Origin of the sequence: Qipengyuania sp. S6317L1 (assembly GCF_023015615.1) — a bacterium.
Taxonomy (GTDB): Bacteria; Pseudomonadota; Alphaproteobacteria; order Sphingomonadales; family Sphingomonadaceae; genus Erythrobacter.
On record NZ_JALKAJ010000005.1, the window covers coordinates 636,536 to 653,016 of the forward strand.

The 16,481-nt window shown below is 57.7% G+C and carries 16 protein-coding genes; 7 read left to right on the forward strand and 9 right to left on the reverse strand.

The window, feature by feature from the left end; genetic code table 11:
• Positions 1–2 precede the first annotated feature (2 nt).
• The gene (locus tag MWU38_RS14645) at positions 3–734 is read right to left on the reverse strand and encodes a methyltransferase (RefSeq protein ID WP_247272525.1); all 732 of its coding nucleotides are present in this window, start codon (positions 732–734) and stop codon (positions 3–5) included.
• 58 nt (positions 735–792) lie between these two features.
• On the opposite strand from MWU38_RS14645, the gene MWU38_RS14650 reads away from it, so the two are divergent.
• The 5 genes from MWU38_RS14650 (at position 793) to MWU38_RS14670 (ending at position 7,086) form a co-directional block, all read left to right on the forward strand.
• The gene (locus MWU38_RS14650) at positions 793–1,503 is read left to right on the forward strand and encodes a ComF family protein (RefSeq protein WP_247272526.1); all 711 of its coding nucleotides are present in this window, start codon (positions 793–795) and stop codon (positions 1,501–1,503) included.
• Positions 1,504–1,907: 404 nt separating this feature from the next.
• Entirely contained in the window at positions 1,908–2,309 is a 402-nt protein-coding gene (gene hisI, locus MWU38_RS14655) for a phosphoribosyl-AMP cyclohydrolase (protein ID WP_247272527.1), read from the forward strand.
• Positions 2,310–2,341: 32 nt separating this feature from the next.
• Complete coding sequence (locus MWU38_RS14660; RefSeq protein WP_247272528.1) at positions 2,342–2,818, forward strand: MerR family DNA-binding transcriptional regulator; 477 nt, start codon at positions 2,342–2,344, stop codon at positions 2,816–2,818.
• A 58-nt stretch (positions 2,819–2,876) separates the two neighbouring features.
• The gene (locus MWU38_RS14665) at positions 2,877–4,682 is read left to right on the forward strand and encodes an acyl-CoA dehydrogenase C-terminal domain-containing protein (RefSeq protein WP_247272529.1); all 1,806 of its coding nucleotides are present in this window, start codon (positions 2,877–2,879) and stop codon (positions 4,680–4,682) included.
• 133 nt (positions 4,683–4,815) lie between these two features.
• Positions 4,816–7,086, forward strand: coding sequence for a penicillin acylase family protein (locus MWU38_RS14670; protein WP_247272530.1), 2,271 nt, complete (start codon positions 4,816–4,818; stop codon positions 7,084–7,086).
• A 3-nt stretch (positions 7,087–7,089) separates the two neighbouring features.
• Here the strand turns inward: MWU38_RS14670 and MWU38_RS14675 are convergent, their stop codons facing one another.
• From MWU38_RS14675 to tyrS, 6 genes are all read right to left on the reverse strand, one after another.
• Positions 7,090–7,788, reverse strand: a complete 699-nt coding sequence (locus tag MWU38_RS14675; RefSeq protein WP_247272531.1) for a dienelactone hydrolase family protein — start codon at positions 7,786–7,788, stop codon at positions 7,090–7,092.
• The gene (locus MWU38_RS14680; protein ID WP_247272532.1) at positions 7,788–8,552 is read right to left on the reverse strand and encodes an aspartyl/asparaginyl beta-hydroxylase domain-containing protein; all 765 of its coding nucleotides are present in this window, start codon (positions 8,550–8,552) and stop codon (positions 7,788–7,790) included. The genes MWU38_RS14675 and MWU38_RS14680 overlap by 1 nt, the downstream gene beginning before the upstream one ends.
• A 20-nt stretch (positions 8,553–8,572) precedes the next feature.
• Positions 8,573–9,493: a cysteine synthase A gene (gene cysK, locus MWU38_RS14685; protein WP_247272533.1), complete on the reverse strand. Its 921-nt coding sequence runs from the start codon at positions 9,491–9,493 to the stop codon at positions 8,573–8,575.
• A 3-nt stretch (positions 9,494–9,496) separates the two neighbouring features.
• On the reverse strand, positions 9,497–10,807 hold the full coding sequence (locus MWU38_RS14690; RefSeq protein WP_281494683.1) for an MFS transporter: 1,311 nt from the start codon (positions 10,805–10,807) through the stop codon (positions 9,497–9,499).
• A gap of 98 nt (positions 10,808–10,905) precedes the next feature.
• On the reverse strand, positions 10,906–11,244 hold the full coding sequence (locus MWU38_RS14695; protein ID WP_247272534.1) for a PilZ domain-containing protein: 339 nt from the start codon (positions 11,242–11,244) through the stop codon (positions 10,906–10,908).
• Positions 11,245–11,414: 170 nt separating this feature from the next.
• Entirely contained in the window at positions 11,415–12,641 is a 1,227-nt protein-coding gene (tyrS, locus tag MWU38_RS14700) for a tyrosine--tRNA ligase (RefSeq protein WP_247272535.1), read from the reverse strand.
• Between the two features lie 78 nt (positions 12,642–12,719).
• On the opposite strand from tyrS, the gene MWU38_RS14705 reads away from it, so the two are divergent.
• Positions 12,720–13,238 carry a DOMON-like domain-containing protein gene (locus MWU38_RS14705; protein WP_247272536.1) on the forward strand — a complete coding sequence of 173 codons (519 nt, stop codon included), beginning with the start codon at positions 12,720–12,722 and terminating at the stop codon, positions 13,236–13,238.
• A 27-nt stretch (positions 13,239–13,265) separates the two neighbouring features.
• Here MWU38_RS14705 and MWU38_RS14710 read toward each other — a convergent pair whose 3' ends face one another.
• Positions 13,266–13,751 carry a TspO/MBR family protein gene (locus tag MWU38_RS14710; protein ID WP_247272537.1) on the reverse strand — a complete coding sequence of 162 codons (486 nt, stop codon included), beginning with the start codon at positions 13,749–13,751 and terminating at the stop codon, positions 13,266–13,268.
• Positions 13,752–13,844: 93 nt separating this feature from the next.
• Between MWU38_RS14710 and MWU38_RS14715 the strand changes: the two genes are divergently transcribed.
• Positions 13,845–15,077 (forward strand): DUF1343 domain-containing protein, encoded by a 1,233-nt coding sequence (locus tag MWU38_RS14715; RefSeq protein ID WP_247272538.1) that lies wholly within the window; start codon positions 13,845–13,847, stop codon positions 15,075–15,077.
• A gap of 40 nt (positions 15,078–15,117) precedes the next feature.
• Here MWU38_RS14715 and MWU38_RS14720 read toward each other — a convergent pair whose 3' ends face one another.
• On the reverse strand, positions 15,118–16,302 hold the full coding sequence (locus tag MWU38_RS14720; protein ID WP_247272539.1) for a VWA domain-containing protein: 1,185 nt from the start codon (positions 16,300–16,302) through the stop codon (positions 15,118–15,120).
• Between the last annotated feature and the right edge of the window lie 179 nt (positions 16,303–16,481).

Genomic DNA, 16,481 nt, shown 5'->3' on the forward strand with positions numbered 1-16,481 from the left:
TCCTAGCGCCAACCGGTCAGAACGAGAATTTCAAAGGTCTCGGTCACCTTGCCATCGTCATCGCGCATAGTGTCGAAGACGTCTTCGGCGCGGGCAAGCCATTCCCGCGATAGTGGCGGAACAGGGCTGGTAAGCGAGCGCGTGAGGCCGTGGTCGCGAAGGTCACTGATAAGTTGACCAAACGACGAGAAGCGCACCTTGAGCGGGTAGCTGTCGACCACCTGCCGGGAAAACCCTGCGCGTTCGAGAAGCGCGGTGCCAGCGCGATTATCAACCAGCGGGTGCATTCGCGCAGCAGGACGCTCGCCATCAGCCTCAAGAGCAATCTGACGCAACGCAGGAAGCGAACCTGCGCCGGGTAAGCCCGCCATGAAAAGGCCGCCTTCGCGTACAGAGTTGCGCGCATGGATAAGCGCGCCGGGCAAATCATTTACAACGCCAAGCCCGAGGATGTGAGCGATAAGATCGTACGCCTCGAACTGGCCGGGCACTTCTTCGTCAAAAGATCCCAATAGTGCTTGCTTGCCAGGCGGTAACATCCCGCCGACATCACCGATCACGAGCGGACTTTCCGCTTCGAAGCGCATGAAATCGAGCCTGTCGGCCATGTCCTCTGCAATCGAAACGCTAAGATAGGATGCGGCACCCTCGCGGGCTTGCCTGACTCTTGCGCGCGCCCATTTTGCAGCGGCAGCTTGGCGGTCGAATATCTGAGGGACTTGCGTGGAGGCCATGGCGCTTCACTTGGCGTGCTTGCGTGGGATGTGCAAGTGCGGCAAACTCGCGCACGCAATGGCATCGCGTGGCTCCTTTGGGAAAGAGATTATCGAAGGGCTGAAGCCTGCGTTCAATCTCGTCTATCCTCCCCGTTGTGCATCGTGCGGCTGCTCTATCGCAGAACATGGCGCCTTGTGTTCGGATTGTTGGGGAGAGCTTGAATTTCCCGGCACCGTTGAAAAGTCTGATGCGAGCACCGGCGAGCGCCACGCAGGGATCATCGCAGCAACGCTTTATAATGATATGTCGCGCTCGCTGTTGCTCAAGTTCAAGCATGGCGGAAAGCTTTCGCTTGCACCGATCCTTGGCCGAATGATCGCTTCGCGCATTCATGATGAGGAGGATGAGCTGCCGCTCATTATTCCGGTGCCACTCCACCGGACAAGAATATGGCAACGGGGTTTCAACCAGTCTGCGATGTTGGCGCGCGAAGTAGTCAAGGCGGGAAGGGGCGAACTTCTCGTCGATGGACTTGTCCGCATCAAACGCACACGAAGCCTTGGCGACCTGCCTTCGGCCACCCGCCATGAAATCCTGATGGGGGCCATCGCTGTGCGCAAAGGTGCACATGATGTGGTGAAAGAACGATCGGTCATTCTGATTGATGACGTGCTAACTAGCGGCGCGACCAGCACCGCGTGTGTCGATGCCTTGCTGTATGCTGGAGCTGACAATGTGAGGATCGCTTGCTTCGCGCGGGCAGCGCGCGCGTCGACGCGAATTTGAAGTGCATATTAACGGCTGAAACCGAAACGCCCGAGGCCGCAAAGCCCCGGGCGCCACGTGACGAAACGGTTTAGATCCGCTCTAAAGAGCTCAGATAGCGACCCCCTAACTTCGCTATCAGGACCATATCCCTTATTCGTTCAATCGGTCATCCAACACCCCGCTGTTGGTCCTGACCGACACCCCCTGAACCCGGCGTTTGACAACACCGATTGTTAGGTGGAAGGGCACCGCTAAGCGCCCTGTGACACAAGTTGTCCCATTTGCCTTACCGAACGGAAAGGCGATTCATGTATTTTTGCGTATTTTGCTGCGGGGATGTTGTAGCTTTGCAACAATCTGTCGCTTAGGATGAACCATTGACCGTCCAGCGGCCCGCATTGTTACGTTTAAGGAGACATTTCTTGTCCAGCGATTGCTCCCCGACCACTCACGAGATCGAAGAAGGGAGCGTTTTTGCACCCAAGTTTGATGACAACGGTTTGCTGAGCGCAGTTGTGCTCGATTCCGAAACCAAACAGGTTTTGGTGGTTGCATTCATGAACGCAGAGAGCCTGGCGCAAACCCGCGAGAGTGGGAAGGTCACCTTCTGGTCGCGCTCGCGCAAGAAGCTTTGGATGAAGGGTGAGACATCCGGCCACGTGTTGCAGGTGAAAGAAATCCTCGTCGATTGCGACCAGGATGCGCTTGTTATTTATGCAAAGCCGGCCGGTCCGACCTGTCACACCGGTCGGACTTCCTGTTTCTACCGGAAGCTCGACCCGTCGGCAGATGACAGCGCAGCTCTCGTTAAGGTCAAGACTTGACGCTCACGTAAGGGTAAGGTAATTCCTTGCCCATGGACACGCATTCTGAATCGCTCGCTGACAATCGCTCACAGGCTGAGGGCACACGCAGAGAAGATTCCCGTCGGCAGGGGGCACACCTTGACCGCCCGGATGACCTGGCACGCGAACAGTTTTCGATTTCTGATCTCACATCGGAATTCGGCTGCACAGCACGTGCGCTTCGTTTCTATGAAGACGAAGGGCTGATTAGCCCGGCCCGCGTTGGCCTTACCCGGGTTTATTCAAAGCGCGACCGGGCTCGACTTGCCTGGATCATGCGCGCCAAGAATGTCGGGTTCAGCCTTACTGAAATTCGCGAGATGATCGACCTTTACGATCTCGATGATGGCCGGGTGGAACAGCGCCGGGTCACCATCGAACGATGCCGCGCCCATATCTCCAAGCTGAAAGAGCAGCGTGCCGATATCGATTCGTCGATCAAAGAGCTCAGCGAATTTGTGAAAGAGATCGAGAAGCTCGACCTCTAGCCGCTCGCATTTCACCCCCGTTACTAACCTATAACGCTTCGATAAAAGGGATCACCCGATGCCAACCTATACCGCTCCGACGCGCGACACGCGCTTTGTCCTCAACGAGATGCTTGATCTCGCAAGCTACGGCAACCTGCCGGGATTCGAGAACGCATCACAGGATCTGATCGACACGATCGTGAACGAGGCGGGCAAGTTTTGTTCCGAAGTCCTCGCACCGATTAACCAATCGGGCGACGAAGAGGGATGCACCCGCCATGAAGACGGGTCGGTGACCACCCCGAAAGGCTTTAAAGAAGCTTATGATGCCTATGTTGAGGGGGGGTGGGGCACTTTGGCAAAGCCGGAGGAGTTTGGCGGCCAAGGTCTCCCGCACACGCTTGCCATGGTGGTAGAGGAGTTCACCGCTGCTGCCAATCAGGCGTTTGGCATGTATCCCGGCCTCACCAATGGCGCCTCTGCCGCTCTCGAAGCGGCGGGCACTCAGGAACAGAAAGAAGCTTACCTCCCGAAAATGATCTCGGGCGAGTGGTCGGGCACAATGAACCTGACAGAACCGCATTGCGGCACTGACTTGGGCCTCATCCGCACGAAGGCTGAACCGCAGGCCGATGGCTCTTACAAGATCACCGGCACCAAGATCTTTATCTCGGCAGGCGAGCATGACCTGACCAGCAACATCATTCACCTTGTGCTTGCGAAAACGCCCGGTGCACCGGACAGTTCGAAGGGCATTTCGCTCTTTATCGTACCCAAGTTCATTCTTGATGAGAACGGCGAACCGGGCGAGCGCAATGGCGTCACGTGTGGTTCGATTGAGAAGAAGATGGGCATCCACGGCAATGCAACCTGCGTCCTCAACTACGACGAGGCGACAGGCTATATGCTGGGCGAAGAGAACAAGGGTCTTGCCGCCATGTTCGTGATGATGAACGCGGCGCGTCTGGGTGTGGGCCTTCAGGGGCTTGCTCAGGCAGAAGTTTCTTATCAGAACGCCGTCAGCTATGCGGTGGACCGCCGCCAGGGCCGCGCGCTTTCCGGTTCTGCCGAACCGGAAGCAAAGGCCGATCCGATCTTCGTGCACCCCGATGTGCGCCGGATGTTGATGGACGCGAAAGTCTTCAACGAAGGCATGCGCGCGCTGTGCCTTTGGGGCGCTCTTCAAGTAGACCTCACGCACAAGGCGCAAACCGAAGAAGAGCGTCAGCTTGCCGACGATCTTATCGGTCTCATGACCCCGGTCATCAAGGGCTACGGCACCGACAAGGGCTATGACATCGCCAACAATATGCAGCAGGTTTATGGCGGCCACGGCTATGTGCGCGAGTGGGGCATGGAACAGTTCGTGCGCGATGCCCGCATCGCAATGATCTATGAAGGCACCAACGGCGTTCAGGCGATGGATCTTTGCGGGCGCAAACTTGCAAGCAAGGGCGGCCGCGCGATCCAGGCGTTCTTCAAGATGATTGACGATGAGATTGCAGACGCCAAAGAAAACGAAGCGCTCGCGGACTTCGCTGGCAAGCTTGAAAAAGCACTTGGCGAGCAGAAGCAAGCGACCATGTGGTTCATGCAAAATGCAATGTCGAACCCCAATCACCTTGGCGCAGGCGCGCACCACTACATGCACATCATGGGCATCGTGACGCTTGGCTTCTTCTGGTTGAAGCAAGTCAAAACTGCTTCGGCAGCGCTTGCTGGCAATCCGGACGATAAAGCGTTCTACGAAGCAAAGATGACCTCGGCTGCTTACTATGCAGAGCGTTTTCTGCCAGACGCAGGCGCGCTTCGTCGCAAGCTTGAGGCGGGCAGCGAAAACATGATGGCGCTTCCAGAAGAGGCGTTCTCAACCGCCGCCTAAGCATTCACTTGATCGGAAGATCACAAGGCCCTCGTTAGCTTCGTGCTGGCGGGGGCTTTTCCTCGTGCATCGCGCTTGCCAGATGATGGCTCTCCCAATAGCCTGCGACGCAAGCAATTTTGGGAGAGAGATTATGCGCGTATTGGCTCAGGGATTTGGGGCGCTTCTGGCATCAACCGCTTTGGCCGGCGCTGCGCTCGCTGACGATCACAGCCCGTACAGCGCCGAGATCACTCGTACCACGCACAATATCGCGCATATCGATGCCGGAACATGGGAAGGGGTGGGCTACGGCGTCGCCTATGCTTATGCCGAGGATAATATCTGCATGCTGGCCGAAGAATTCGTCAGCGTGCGGGGGGAGCGATCGCTCTTTTTCGGGCCAGAAGGCAAAAACGAGCTCGGCTTAAGGGGCGCAGACAACCTCACCTCCGACATCTTTTTCCGCAGTCAGATTGACTTGCCCGCCCTGCGCGAAGGGGCGCAACAAACGAGCACTGAGACACAGGCGCTGATGGCGGGATATGTGGCGGGCTATAACCGCTTCTTGTACGACAACCCTGTTTCGACCCTGCCAGAGCGATGCCGCGATGCCGATTGGGTGCGCCCGATTACGTCGGACGATATGCTGCGCCTGACTGAAAAAACCATGCTGCTCGCGAGTTCGCTCGCGCTTGCAGGCGGGATTGCAAATGCACAGCCGCCGAGCGGCGGGCAGGCCTCGGCGAAGATCAAAACCCTCACATTCCCTGCGCCGCCCGAGCCTAGCTATGGCAGCAATGGCTGGGCCTTTGGCTCGGATGTGACTGCGGATGGCAAGGGCCTTCTTATCGGCAACCCCCACTTCCCGTGGGAGGGACCAGCGCGCTTCTGGCAGATGCATGTGCGCGGGCCCGATGGCTATGACGTGATGGGAGTGGGGCTTGCCGGTACGCCGTTGCCAACGCTTGGCTTTAACAAGGATGTCGCCTGGACCCATACGGTTACGAAGGCGCGCCATTTCACCGTCTATATGCTGGCGCTCGATCCTTCGGACCCGACGTACTACATGGTCGATGGTGAGAGCGTGCCGATGGAAGAGATCACGGTCAGCGTCCCCATGCCAGAAGGCGAGGAGCCGGTTGAACGCACGCTCTACTCCACGCAATTCGGGCGGATCGTCACAGTCGAAGGCACGCCGATGCAATGGCAGCCGAGCATGGCCTTCGCTCTGAAAGACGCAAACTCCGGCAACCAGCGCGGCATGGATACATGGCTGCAAATGGGCAGGGCGAGCAATGTCGGCGAAGTCGAGGCCGCGGTCAGCGAAACGCTCGGTATTCCGTGGGTGAACACCATCGCAGCCGATCGCGAGGGCAACGCGCTTCACGCGGACATCACCGCGGTCCCGAACGTGAGCCCAGAGTTCGCTCAGACCTGCGGGACGCCGTTTTCCGGAATGGTCGCCGACCAGGTGACACTGCTGGACGGCACCCGCTCGGCCTGTGACTGGAGCGCGGTGGCAAGCGAAGGCGCGGTCCCCTGGCTCCTGCCCGCAAGCGATCAGGCATCGCGAACCCGCACCGATTACGTGACCAATTCCAATGACAGCTATTGGTTGAGCCACGCGGGCGAGCCATACCGCGAACTCTCGCCGATCCTCGGCGCGTATAAGACCCAGCTCTCCTTGCGCTCCCGCTCGAACTACACCGAGACAGAGGCGACCCTTGCCGAAGCACCAATGGATCACGCCCGCGCCAAGGAACTCGTTTTCGGCAATAAGGTGCTTGCCGCCGACATGACGCTCGATGCGTTGCTCGCAGAATGCGAGGGTAGCAATTCGCTTTCCGAGGCCTGCGGCGTGCTCGCCAATTGGGATCGCCGCGTAAATATCGACAGCAACGGCGCACACCTATTCCTTGCCTTCTGGGACAAGGTTCGCCGGTCCAATGACTTGTGGGAGGTGCCCTTCGACAAGGACGCGCCCATAGCAACGCCATCCGGATTTAAGGCGGGCGCCCCCATGCTCGAAAAGCTTGGCGAGGCCGCCGAAGAGCTCACCGCCAAAGGCATCGCTCTCGACGCGCCATGGGGCATGGTGCAGACTCGTATGGATGGCGAAGAGTCAATTCCCATCCACGGCGCAACGGGCCTTGCGGGTATTCTCAACATGCAGGAATCAATTGAGATCGAAGGCGGCCTGACCCCGCGCCATGGCTCAAGCTATATCCAGATTATCGGTTTTGATGACGATGGCCCCGTCGCCGATGCAATCCTGAGCTATTCGCAAAGCGCCAATCCAGCATCGCCCTTCTACGCTGATCAAACGCGGCTTTACTCGGCCAAGGAATGGCACCGCCTGCCGTTCTCCGACGAGGAGATCGAGGCGGCGCGTATCGGGGAAACCGTTTCGATTAGCGAATAGGGTTCAGTCGAGGCATTCGTTGAACAACGCAAGCATCGCGTTCCAGCTTTGTTGTTCAGCGCTCTTGTCGAAGGCGGGATTTGCGGCGCCGTCGAAGCGGACCGGCATTGTAAATCCATGATCGACGCCTGCGTAGGAATGGAAATGCCAATCCGCATCGGCAGCATCCATTTCTTCCCAGAAGGCCAGGACTTGTGCGCGCGGGACCATCGCGTCGGCGTCACCATGGCAGACGAGGATACGCTGCTTGATCTTGTCGCTCGCGGGCAAGGGCGTGTCGAGCAGCCCGTGAAAGCTGGCAACAGCGACCAAATCCTGTCCCTCGCGCGCCATTTCGAGGACCGCCTTACCGCCAAGGCAATATCCAATCGCAAGCTGTGGGATTGCGTTGGTAAGCTTTCGCATTGTGTCAAGTGAGGCGCGAAGTCGCGTGCGCATCGCAGCGGGATCGCTTGTCAGGGTTTCCATGGCGGTGAAAGCCTCGTCAAATGTCGACGGCGCAGCTGGTCCGTAGAAGTCGCCGATAAAAACCGCATAACCTTCTTCCACCAGTCGCAACGCTTTCTCTTCGACACCCGGCGTTGTGTTCATAAAGGTCGGGTAAATCGTGATCGCCGCGCGTGCAGTTCCGCGGGGATTTGCGAACAATCCCCGCAGCGCCGTATCGCCATCGGCGTAATCGACAGTTTCCAGTTTGGTCATCACACTTCCTCGTTCGCCTCTGCAATTGCGAAGGCCTCTTCCCATTTGTCGAAGTTCTTGCGCGCGTCTTGTACGAAAGGCGACTTACGAATGGCCCAAAGCCATGCGTCGTGGACGAGCTTGCCGGGAAAGCGCATCGGGCGCTTCACCTGAACGAGCAGAATGACGCGCGTCTCGTCCGTTTCATTGGCGACCTGATGCACGAAGCAATCGTCGAAAATGAGCCATTCGCCGTTCTTCCAATGGGCGCGTTGACCTTCGACTTCGATCCAGCAGTTGGAAGTGTCTTTCGGGACTTTCACTCCGAGATGACAGGTAATGAGCCCCCGCGTAACTCCGCGGTGAGGAGGGATGGTTGCCCCCGGATCGAGGATGGAGAAAAAGGCAGAGTTCAAATCCGGCACTTTCTCCATCAGCGCAGCGGTCTTGGGAGCGCGGCCGCAGTTTTCGGGGACCTTGTAGCCGTAGCCGATGAGGAAAAACGAGCGCCATTTCCCATCGCGCCCGGTGTTGCGGTGGTCAGGCGAAAGCTCGCGTAAAGGCGGGATCGCATCGCGGTGTTTGACGACCGCCTCCGCTTCCGCGGCGACTTCCTCCCAATGATCAGCGATATGCCTGGTCCAGTCGAAGTGTTTTTCGCTCAGGATTGGCTTGACCGGGATCTTCGAACTGGCGGTGCTGATCTGGTCGATGCGCGAGCGCAGCTTAGAGCCTACCCAGATGATCCACGGTCTCGTCTCGGGGCCTTTCTCCTGCTCTTGCATTGCTCGTCCGCCACCGGGCTCTATTCAACCGGCAGGAAATCCGGCACGGATAGATAACGCTCACCCGTATCGTAATTGAAGCCCATGACCCGCGCACCTGCGTTCAGTTCAGGCAGTTTCTGCGCGATGGCGGCAAGCGTTGCACCTGAAGAGATGCCGACCAACATGCCCTCTTCGCGGGCGGCCCTCCGAGCCATTTCCTTGGCCTCGTCGGCATCCACCTTGATCGCGCCGTCGATGGCGTCGGTATGAAGGTTTCCGGGGATGAAGCCAGCGCCAATCCCTTGAATCGGGTGAGGGCCGGGTTCGCCGCCATTGATGACGGGGGAAAGTACAGGCTCAACACCGTAAGCCTTGAAACCGCTCCAGTGCTTCTTCAGCTCTTCCGCGCAACCCGTAAGGTGACCGCCAGTGCCGACGCCGGTAATCATCACATCGATAGGCGCATCAGCGAAATCGCTGAGAATTTCTTTGGCCGTTGTGCGCGCATGCACTTCGGGGTTCGCGCCATTGTCAAACTGGCTCGGCATCCAGGCGCCGTCGGTCGTTTCAACGATCTCAGTCGCGCGCGCGATCGCACCCTTCATTCCCTTTTCCTTGGGCGTAAGGTCGAAGGTCGCTCCATAGGCAAGCATCAGGCGGCGCCGCTCTATCGACATACTTTCCGGCATGACGAGAACGAGGGTATATCCTTTGACTGCGGCGACCATGGCAAGGCCGATACCGGTATTGCCGCTGGTTGGTTCAACGATGGTTCCGCCAGGCTCCAAAAGCCCTTTCGCCTCCGCATCTTCGACCATGGCAAGCGCAATGCGGTCCTTGATCGAGCCGCCGGGATTGGCGCGCTCTGATTTCAGCCAGACCTCGTGATCGGGGAACAGTTTGGACAACCGGATGTGCGGTGTGTTGCCGATGGTTTCGAGAATATTGGCGGCTTTCATGGGTTAAGCTCCCTGTGAATTCTGGGCCTGAGTCTGTGGCTGTTGGCCTTCTTCTAGCAAATGATCGGGCGGATCGAAGGACTTTGTTGTTCTTAGCACCGGGAATACGCGGCTCCACAAAAGAACGGTTACAATAGCGCCCATGCCACCTGCGACCAGAGCGGCAACCGGGCCAATTGCGTAAGCAAGGGCGCCCGAGAAAGCGTCGCCCCCCTCGTTGGACGCGCTGATCGTCATCATGCTGACCGAAGAAACGCGCCCGCGCTTGTCATCGGGTGTGTGCAGCTGGATCAAGGATTGGCGCACATAGACGCTGAACATGTCAGCAGAACCGATGATGAAAAGCATCGCGAGGCTGAGCGCCATGTTGCGTGAAAATGCAAAGACGATGGTCGCAAGGCCAAAGACAAACACCGCCCAAAGCATCTTTGGACCAACTTGGGTCCTTAATGGGCGGAAAGAGAAATAGGCCGCAGTGAGCGCAGCGCCAATTCCCGGTGCCATTGCCAATTGCGCCAGACCGTCTGCGCCCACCGCCAGGATGTCTCGCGCGAACACCGGAAGAAGCGCATTGGCTCCTGCGAGAAACACGGCAAAGAGGTCGAGAGTGATTGCCCCCAGAACCATCTTGTTGCGGCCCACGTATTGAAGACCGTCAAGGATTGCGCCGATCGGCCGCTGGTCTTTCTTCATCGCAGGTTGGGGAACCTTGCCCACAAGGCTCAATCCCACAAATCCAAGCAGGAACAATCCGCCGGCAACAATATAGGGGAGGGAGGGCAGTATCGCGTAAAGATAGCCGCCCATCGCTGCACCCAGGATCGAGCCCATTTGCCACGCTACGGTCGAAACCGCGATGGCGGTGGGCAAAATCTCTTTTGGCACAAGGTTGGGAGCAAGCGCGGAAAGGGCAGGGCCGGCAAATCCCCGCGCAATGCCGAGCAAGACGGCCACACTAAAAAGAACAGGGAGGGTTAAAGTCCCTGCATGGGTGAACCATCCAAGGATGCCTGCACAAACCAGCTGCAAGAGGATCGTCAGAAGCCCCAACAACCGCCGGTCGAACCTGTCTGCGGCAAGCCCGGTAAAGGGTGTGAGCACAAACAGCGGGAGAAACTGCAGCAGGCCAATGAGCGCCAATTGCCCCGAGGCCGCTGGAATGCTCATGCCCCCGTCGCGTGCCAGATTATACGTTTGCCATCCGATGATGAGGATCATCGCATACTGCCCAAGCGTCATCGCAAAGCGCGAGGTCAAATAGGCGCGAAAATTATGGACCTGAAGCGGGTGAGTGGCGGCTTTTGTAATCACCAACACGCCATGACAGCGCCGCGCAGCAATGCCAAGCGCAGCGTTTCGGTGACTATATAAAGCTTGAGTTTAGTCGCTCTGCGACGAGGGGGACGACGCGCCTAGCGGTTGCGGCGAAGGCGGGGGTTTGGCTGAAGCGTGTCAATCATCGCAACAAAGTCATCGAGACGGATGATACGCTCGAATTGAAAGCCTGCGCGCTCTTCTCTGGTCCAGATGACATAAGCCTCAATGCGACCAACAACGGGCAAGCGGATGATCACACGGTCTCCGCGAGAAAGCTGCGCCGCGTCATCAACCATGAAACCATGTGCAGAAAGATTACACACGTGCAAATTAAGGTCGCCTGAGGAAAAATGCTCGACGATCACTGGAAAGTCCACGGGGTGGCGCGCAGCGCGCCGCATATCGGTTACACTCAGATTCGCTCCGGATGCCACAGGCCAAGCCCTCCATTCATACCTGCCCCGGACCATCCGGGATAAGAAGTAAATGCAGGGGAAAGGCTGATAATTGGTAAAGCGGCTGGGACACTTTGAGCTGCCCCGCCACTTTAGAGCGTCTTTCGGCCGCGCATGATGCGCCAAACCACTGGCAAAACGCGCTAGGGTCAGGGAGTGATGAGGCCGTGCTTCTTTTTGCCGAGGCTGAGTTTTAGCGCCTGCCCTTCGTGCACATGCACAACAAAGCCTGCGTCCAGAATGACATCCCCGTCGATCTTGACCGCGCCTTCGGCAATCTTGCGCTTAGCTTCGCCATTTGACGCGGTAAATCCAATGCCGGTGAGGATATTGAGCAAACGCTCACCGCCTGTGCCTGCGGCATAGCTCGGCAAATCTTCGCCCGCCCCGCCGCCAGCAAATGTTTCGCGCGCGGTCGCTTCCGCTGCTTTCGCGGCACCGGCTCCGCGCACCATTGCGGTAACCTCATTGGCAAGGATGGTCTTCGCCTCGTTGATTTCCGCACCTTCTAGCGCCTCCAACCGGGCGATTTCGTCCAGTGGCACATCCGTGAATAGCCGCAGGAACTTACCAACGTCGCGGTCGTCGGTGTTGCGCCAGTATTGCCAGAAATCATAGGCCGGAAGCGCATCCTCGTTAAGCCAGATCGCGCCATCGACCGACTTGCCCATCTTTGCGCCATCGGCTCGCGTGATCAGAGGGGCGGTCACGCCGTAAACCTCTCGCGCATCGATGCGGCGGTTAAGCTCGATCCCGTTAACGATATTGCCCCATTGATCAGACCCGCCAAGCTGCAGCAAACAGCCGTAATCGCGCGCGAGCACGAGGTAATCATACGCTTGCATGATCATGTAATTGAATTCGAGAAAGCTTAATGGCTGTTCCCGGTCGAGGCGCGTCTTCACCGAATCAAAGGTCAGCATCCGGTTGATCGTGAAATGCGGCCCCACATCGCGCAGCAATTCGATATAACCGAGCTCACTCAGCCAATCGTCATTGTTGATAATCAGCGCGCCGGTTTCGGTATCGCTGAAATCAAGCATTCGCTCAAAACTGCCTTTAATGCCGGCAATGTTGTTGGCCAGCCTTTCATCGGTCATAAATTGGCGTGTTTCATCCTTGCCCGAAGGATCGCCCACCTTGGCAGTGCCGCCCCCGAGGATGACAATCGGGCGGTGGCCTGCCTGCTGCAAACGCTTGAGCAGCATGATGGAGGCAAGGTTGCCGATATGAAGCGACGCGGCCGTGGGATCAAATCCCACATAACCGGTAATGATCTGCTTTTTGGCGCGCGCGTCCAATGCGCCCGGATCGGTGATTTGGTGCAGGTGGCCGCGGCTCTCGAGCAAGCGCAACAGATCGGATTCGTATGTCATAGCGCCAAGCGCTTAACAGTGTGGGCGGCTGCGGGAAAGCCACTTGCGCGCCTTGTCCAGCTTGGCGATACGGAGCCGATGAAACCCTTGATGCTCCATCACCCGTGCGACCTTGGCCCGATCAAGGCTGTGACCGCCAATATTGAGGCGAGCGAGGTAGGATTGGAGGCGAATTTCCATTTGGATGGCGCGATTGATCGCATCCGTTTGCCCGAGACAGGTCCAAGTGAACGCACCGACGGGCTTTGGAAGTCGACCTGTCTCGAAATTTTCTGGCAACCGCTTGGTCAGCCCGCCTACACCGAATTCAACCTGTCCCCGTGCGGACGATGGGCTGCCTATGGGTTCGACCACTGGCGCGAGGGCATGCACGAAGCGGCAGTTGAGGCCATCACGATCAGCACGTTGCAGTCGGACAGGGGGCTGACGCTCAAAGCGTGCATCGCAGCGCCGCTTACGGCGCCTGCCCAAGTGGGCCTATCTGCCGTGATCGAAAACGCGGATGGTGCCATACAATATTGGGCTCTGGCGTTTCCTCCGGGTAAACCGGATTTCCATTCCGAAGCCTGCCGCCAGTGGGTGCTAGACCGCGAATAAGGTCGAACCTTTGACGATATCGTCGGGTTACGCGATTCCAAACGGCTTGTTCAGTTGCACCACTTTCCAGTTCAGCGCGAAGGCGAAAGTAACCCAGAGAAGATATGGCACATTCAACCAGGGAACTATTCCAGAATACCCTGACAACCAGTAGCACAGAGCCGCGACGGAGAGCCACAAGAACACATTCTCGATAAGCGCCCAATCAGGACGCTTCGCCTTGAAAAACAGCGGTGACCACGCGAGGTGAAGGACGAAATTCGTCCCGAACAAAGTCGCCAACGCAATGTGTTCAAACTCCAGATCGGTTTGCGACCAAGCGAGATATAGGCTCCAACCCGAAAGACCCAGAATGATTGTCCAGGCTGGCCCAAAAAGCCAATCAGGTGGTTGCCAACTGGGTTTTTCAAGATTGTGATACCACTCACCGATCTCGGTCAGCGCGCCGCCAGCCCCGCCAAGTATGATGGCCCACGCCGCGGCAACACCTGCTAAAGTCCAGTCGATTTCCATATGCGCTGCCCTACACGCATCCTGCGGGATTCGGAAACAGAAGCTTCGCATCCGGGATTGCGTTTGTTGCGAGGGTGCGCCAATTCGATGGCCATGACTTCACAAGTAAAATTTGGAATCGACCGCCTTCTCACCAGCCCCGAACTTCTGGAAGAGCTGAAGGGTAAGCGCGTTGCTTTGGTCGCTCACCCGGCAAGCGTGACCGAGGATTTGACGCACAGCCTCGATGCTTTGATCGCGGCAGGCGTCAATGTGACCGCCGCCTTTGGCCCCCAGCACGGGCTCAAGGGCGATAAACAGGACAACATGGTCGAAACCGAGGATGAGGTGGATGCAGGTTATGGCATCCCCGTGTTCTCACTCTACGGCGAAGTGCGCAGACCCACGGGTCAGATGATGAGCGCAGCCGATGTGTTTCTTTATGATCTTCAGGATCTTGGCTGCCGCATCTACACCTTTGTCACAACGCTGCTCTATCTGCTCGAAGAGGCAGAGAAGCTTGGCAAAGAGGTATGGGTCCTCGACCGCCCAAATCCAGCGGGCCGGCCGGTTGAAGGCACGATGCTGGTGCCGGGACACGAAAGCTTTGTTGGTGCAGCGCCCATGCCGATGCGCCACGGCCTTACCATGGGTGAGATGGGCCACTGGTTCATCCAACACTTCGCTCTGGATGTGGCTTATAGAGTGGTCGCGATGAAAGGCTGGGACCCGAATAAGGGCGGCAACGCGGTTGCCAGCGGCTATGGCTGGCCCGCGGATCGCATCTGGGTGAATCCATCACCCAACGCTGCGAGCCTCAATATGGCGCGATGCTATGCCGGAACGGTGATGATCGAAGGCGCAACGGTGAGCGAGGGCAGGGGGACAACCCGGCCACTAGAGGTGCTGTTCGGCGCGCCCGACATCGATGCAAAAGCCGTGATGGAGGAGATGCTGAGCCTGGCGCCCGATTGGTGCGAAGGCGTCACTATGCGCGACTGCTGGTTCGAGCCGACCTTTCACAAGCACGCCGGTAAACTGTGCAATTCAATCATGCTCCATGCCGAAGGACCGGGGTACGATCACGAGGCGTTCAAGCCATGGCGAATTCAGGCTCTCGCGTTCAAGGCAATCCGGCGGCTTTACCCGGACTACGACCTATGGCGCGGTACAGACTTCAAATACGAATACACGAACGACGTGCTTGCCATCGACGTGATCAACGGCGGGCCGAGCCTGCGGGAATGGGTCGATAATCCGGCGGCAACGCCGGACGATCTCGATGCGCTGGCGTCAGCCGACGAAGCCGCATGGGTGCAAGCGGTAAAGCCGCACCTTCTCTACTGATTTTCTGGCTCCGGCACCAACACGGGTGACGGGCGGAGGGTCAGTGTCCCTGTTTCCTGCTCAGCTCGCGCATGGCATCGTCCAGACCTTCGAGCGTGAGCCCATACATGCGGTCGTTCACCAGCTCTTTGAGCATCTTGGTCGACTGTGAATAGCCCCACTGTTTTTCGGGCACGGGGTTGAGCCACACAGTTGCAGGATAGGTGTCGGTCACGCGCTTCATCCAGACTGCGCCCGCTTCTTCGTTCATATGCTCGACCGAGCCGCCCGCATGGGTAATCTCATAGGGGCTCATCGCAGCGTCACCCACGAAGATCACTTTGTAATCGTGACCGTATTTGTGCAGGATATCCCAGGTTTTTTCCCGCTCCTGCCAGCGGCGCTTGTTGTCCTTCCAAACCCCTTCGTAAAGGCAGTTGTGGAAGTAGAAAAATTCCAGATTTTTAAACTCAGTAGTGGCCGCACTGAAGAGTTCTTCGCAGAGTTTAATGAAGGGGTCCATCGACCCGCCAACATCAAGAAACAACAGCAATTTCACCGCATTGCGGCGTTCTGCCCGCATGTGAATATCCAGAAAACCCTGCTTCGCCGTGCCATCAATCGTCGCATCAAGGTCCAGTTGATCCTGCGCACCTTCGCGTGCGAAACGACGCAGGCGCCGAAGCGCCATCTTGATGTTCCTCGTTCCCAATTCCTTGGTGTTGTCGAGGTTCTTGAACTCGCGTTTTTCCCAGACTTTGACCGCGCGCTTGTGCTTGCTTTCGCCGCCAATTCGCACCCCTTCGGGATTGTAGCCTGAATTGCCGAACGGGGATGTGCCGCCTGTGCCAATCCACTTGTTCCCGCCCTCGTGGCGTTTTTCCTGCTCGGCAAGGCGTTCTTTGAGCTTTTCCATAAGCTCATCCCAATCGCCGATCTTCTCGATCTCTGCCATTTCCTCCTCGGTGAGGAATTTCTCGGCGACGGCCTTGAGCCAATCTTCCGGCACATCGACCGGATTTTGCCCGTAATCGGACATGATACCTTTGAAGACCTTGTGGAACACCTGGTCAAACCGGTCGAGCATTCCTTCGTCTTTCACGAAGGTCGCGCGGCTGAGGTAATAAAACGCCTCAGGTGTCTGCTCGATCACGTCCTTATCGAGCGCCTCAAGCAGCGTCAGATGCTCTTTGAAACTTGCGCCAATACCAGCGTCGCGCAGCTCATCCATGAAATTGAAAAACATGGGCGGTTGTTTAGCCGCCGATCCAGGCAATTGCCAGTGGGAATGGCGCAAGATTGTTCCAAATCTTCTGCCCCCCAAATCCTCATCGCTTTGTGACCGGCTTAAGGGTTCGATAACCAAGATTGCTTACCTCGGAGTTGTAAGCACACGATGGGTAGCCATCGCTTGGCAAAAGGCAT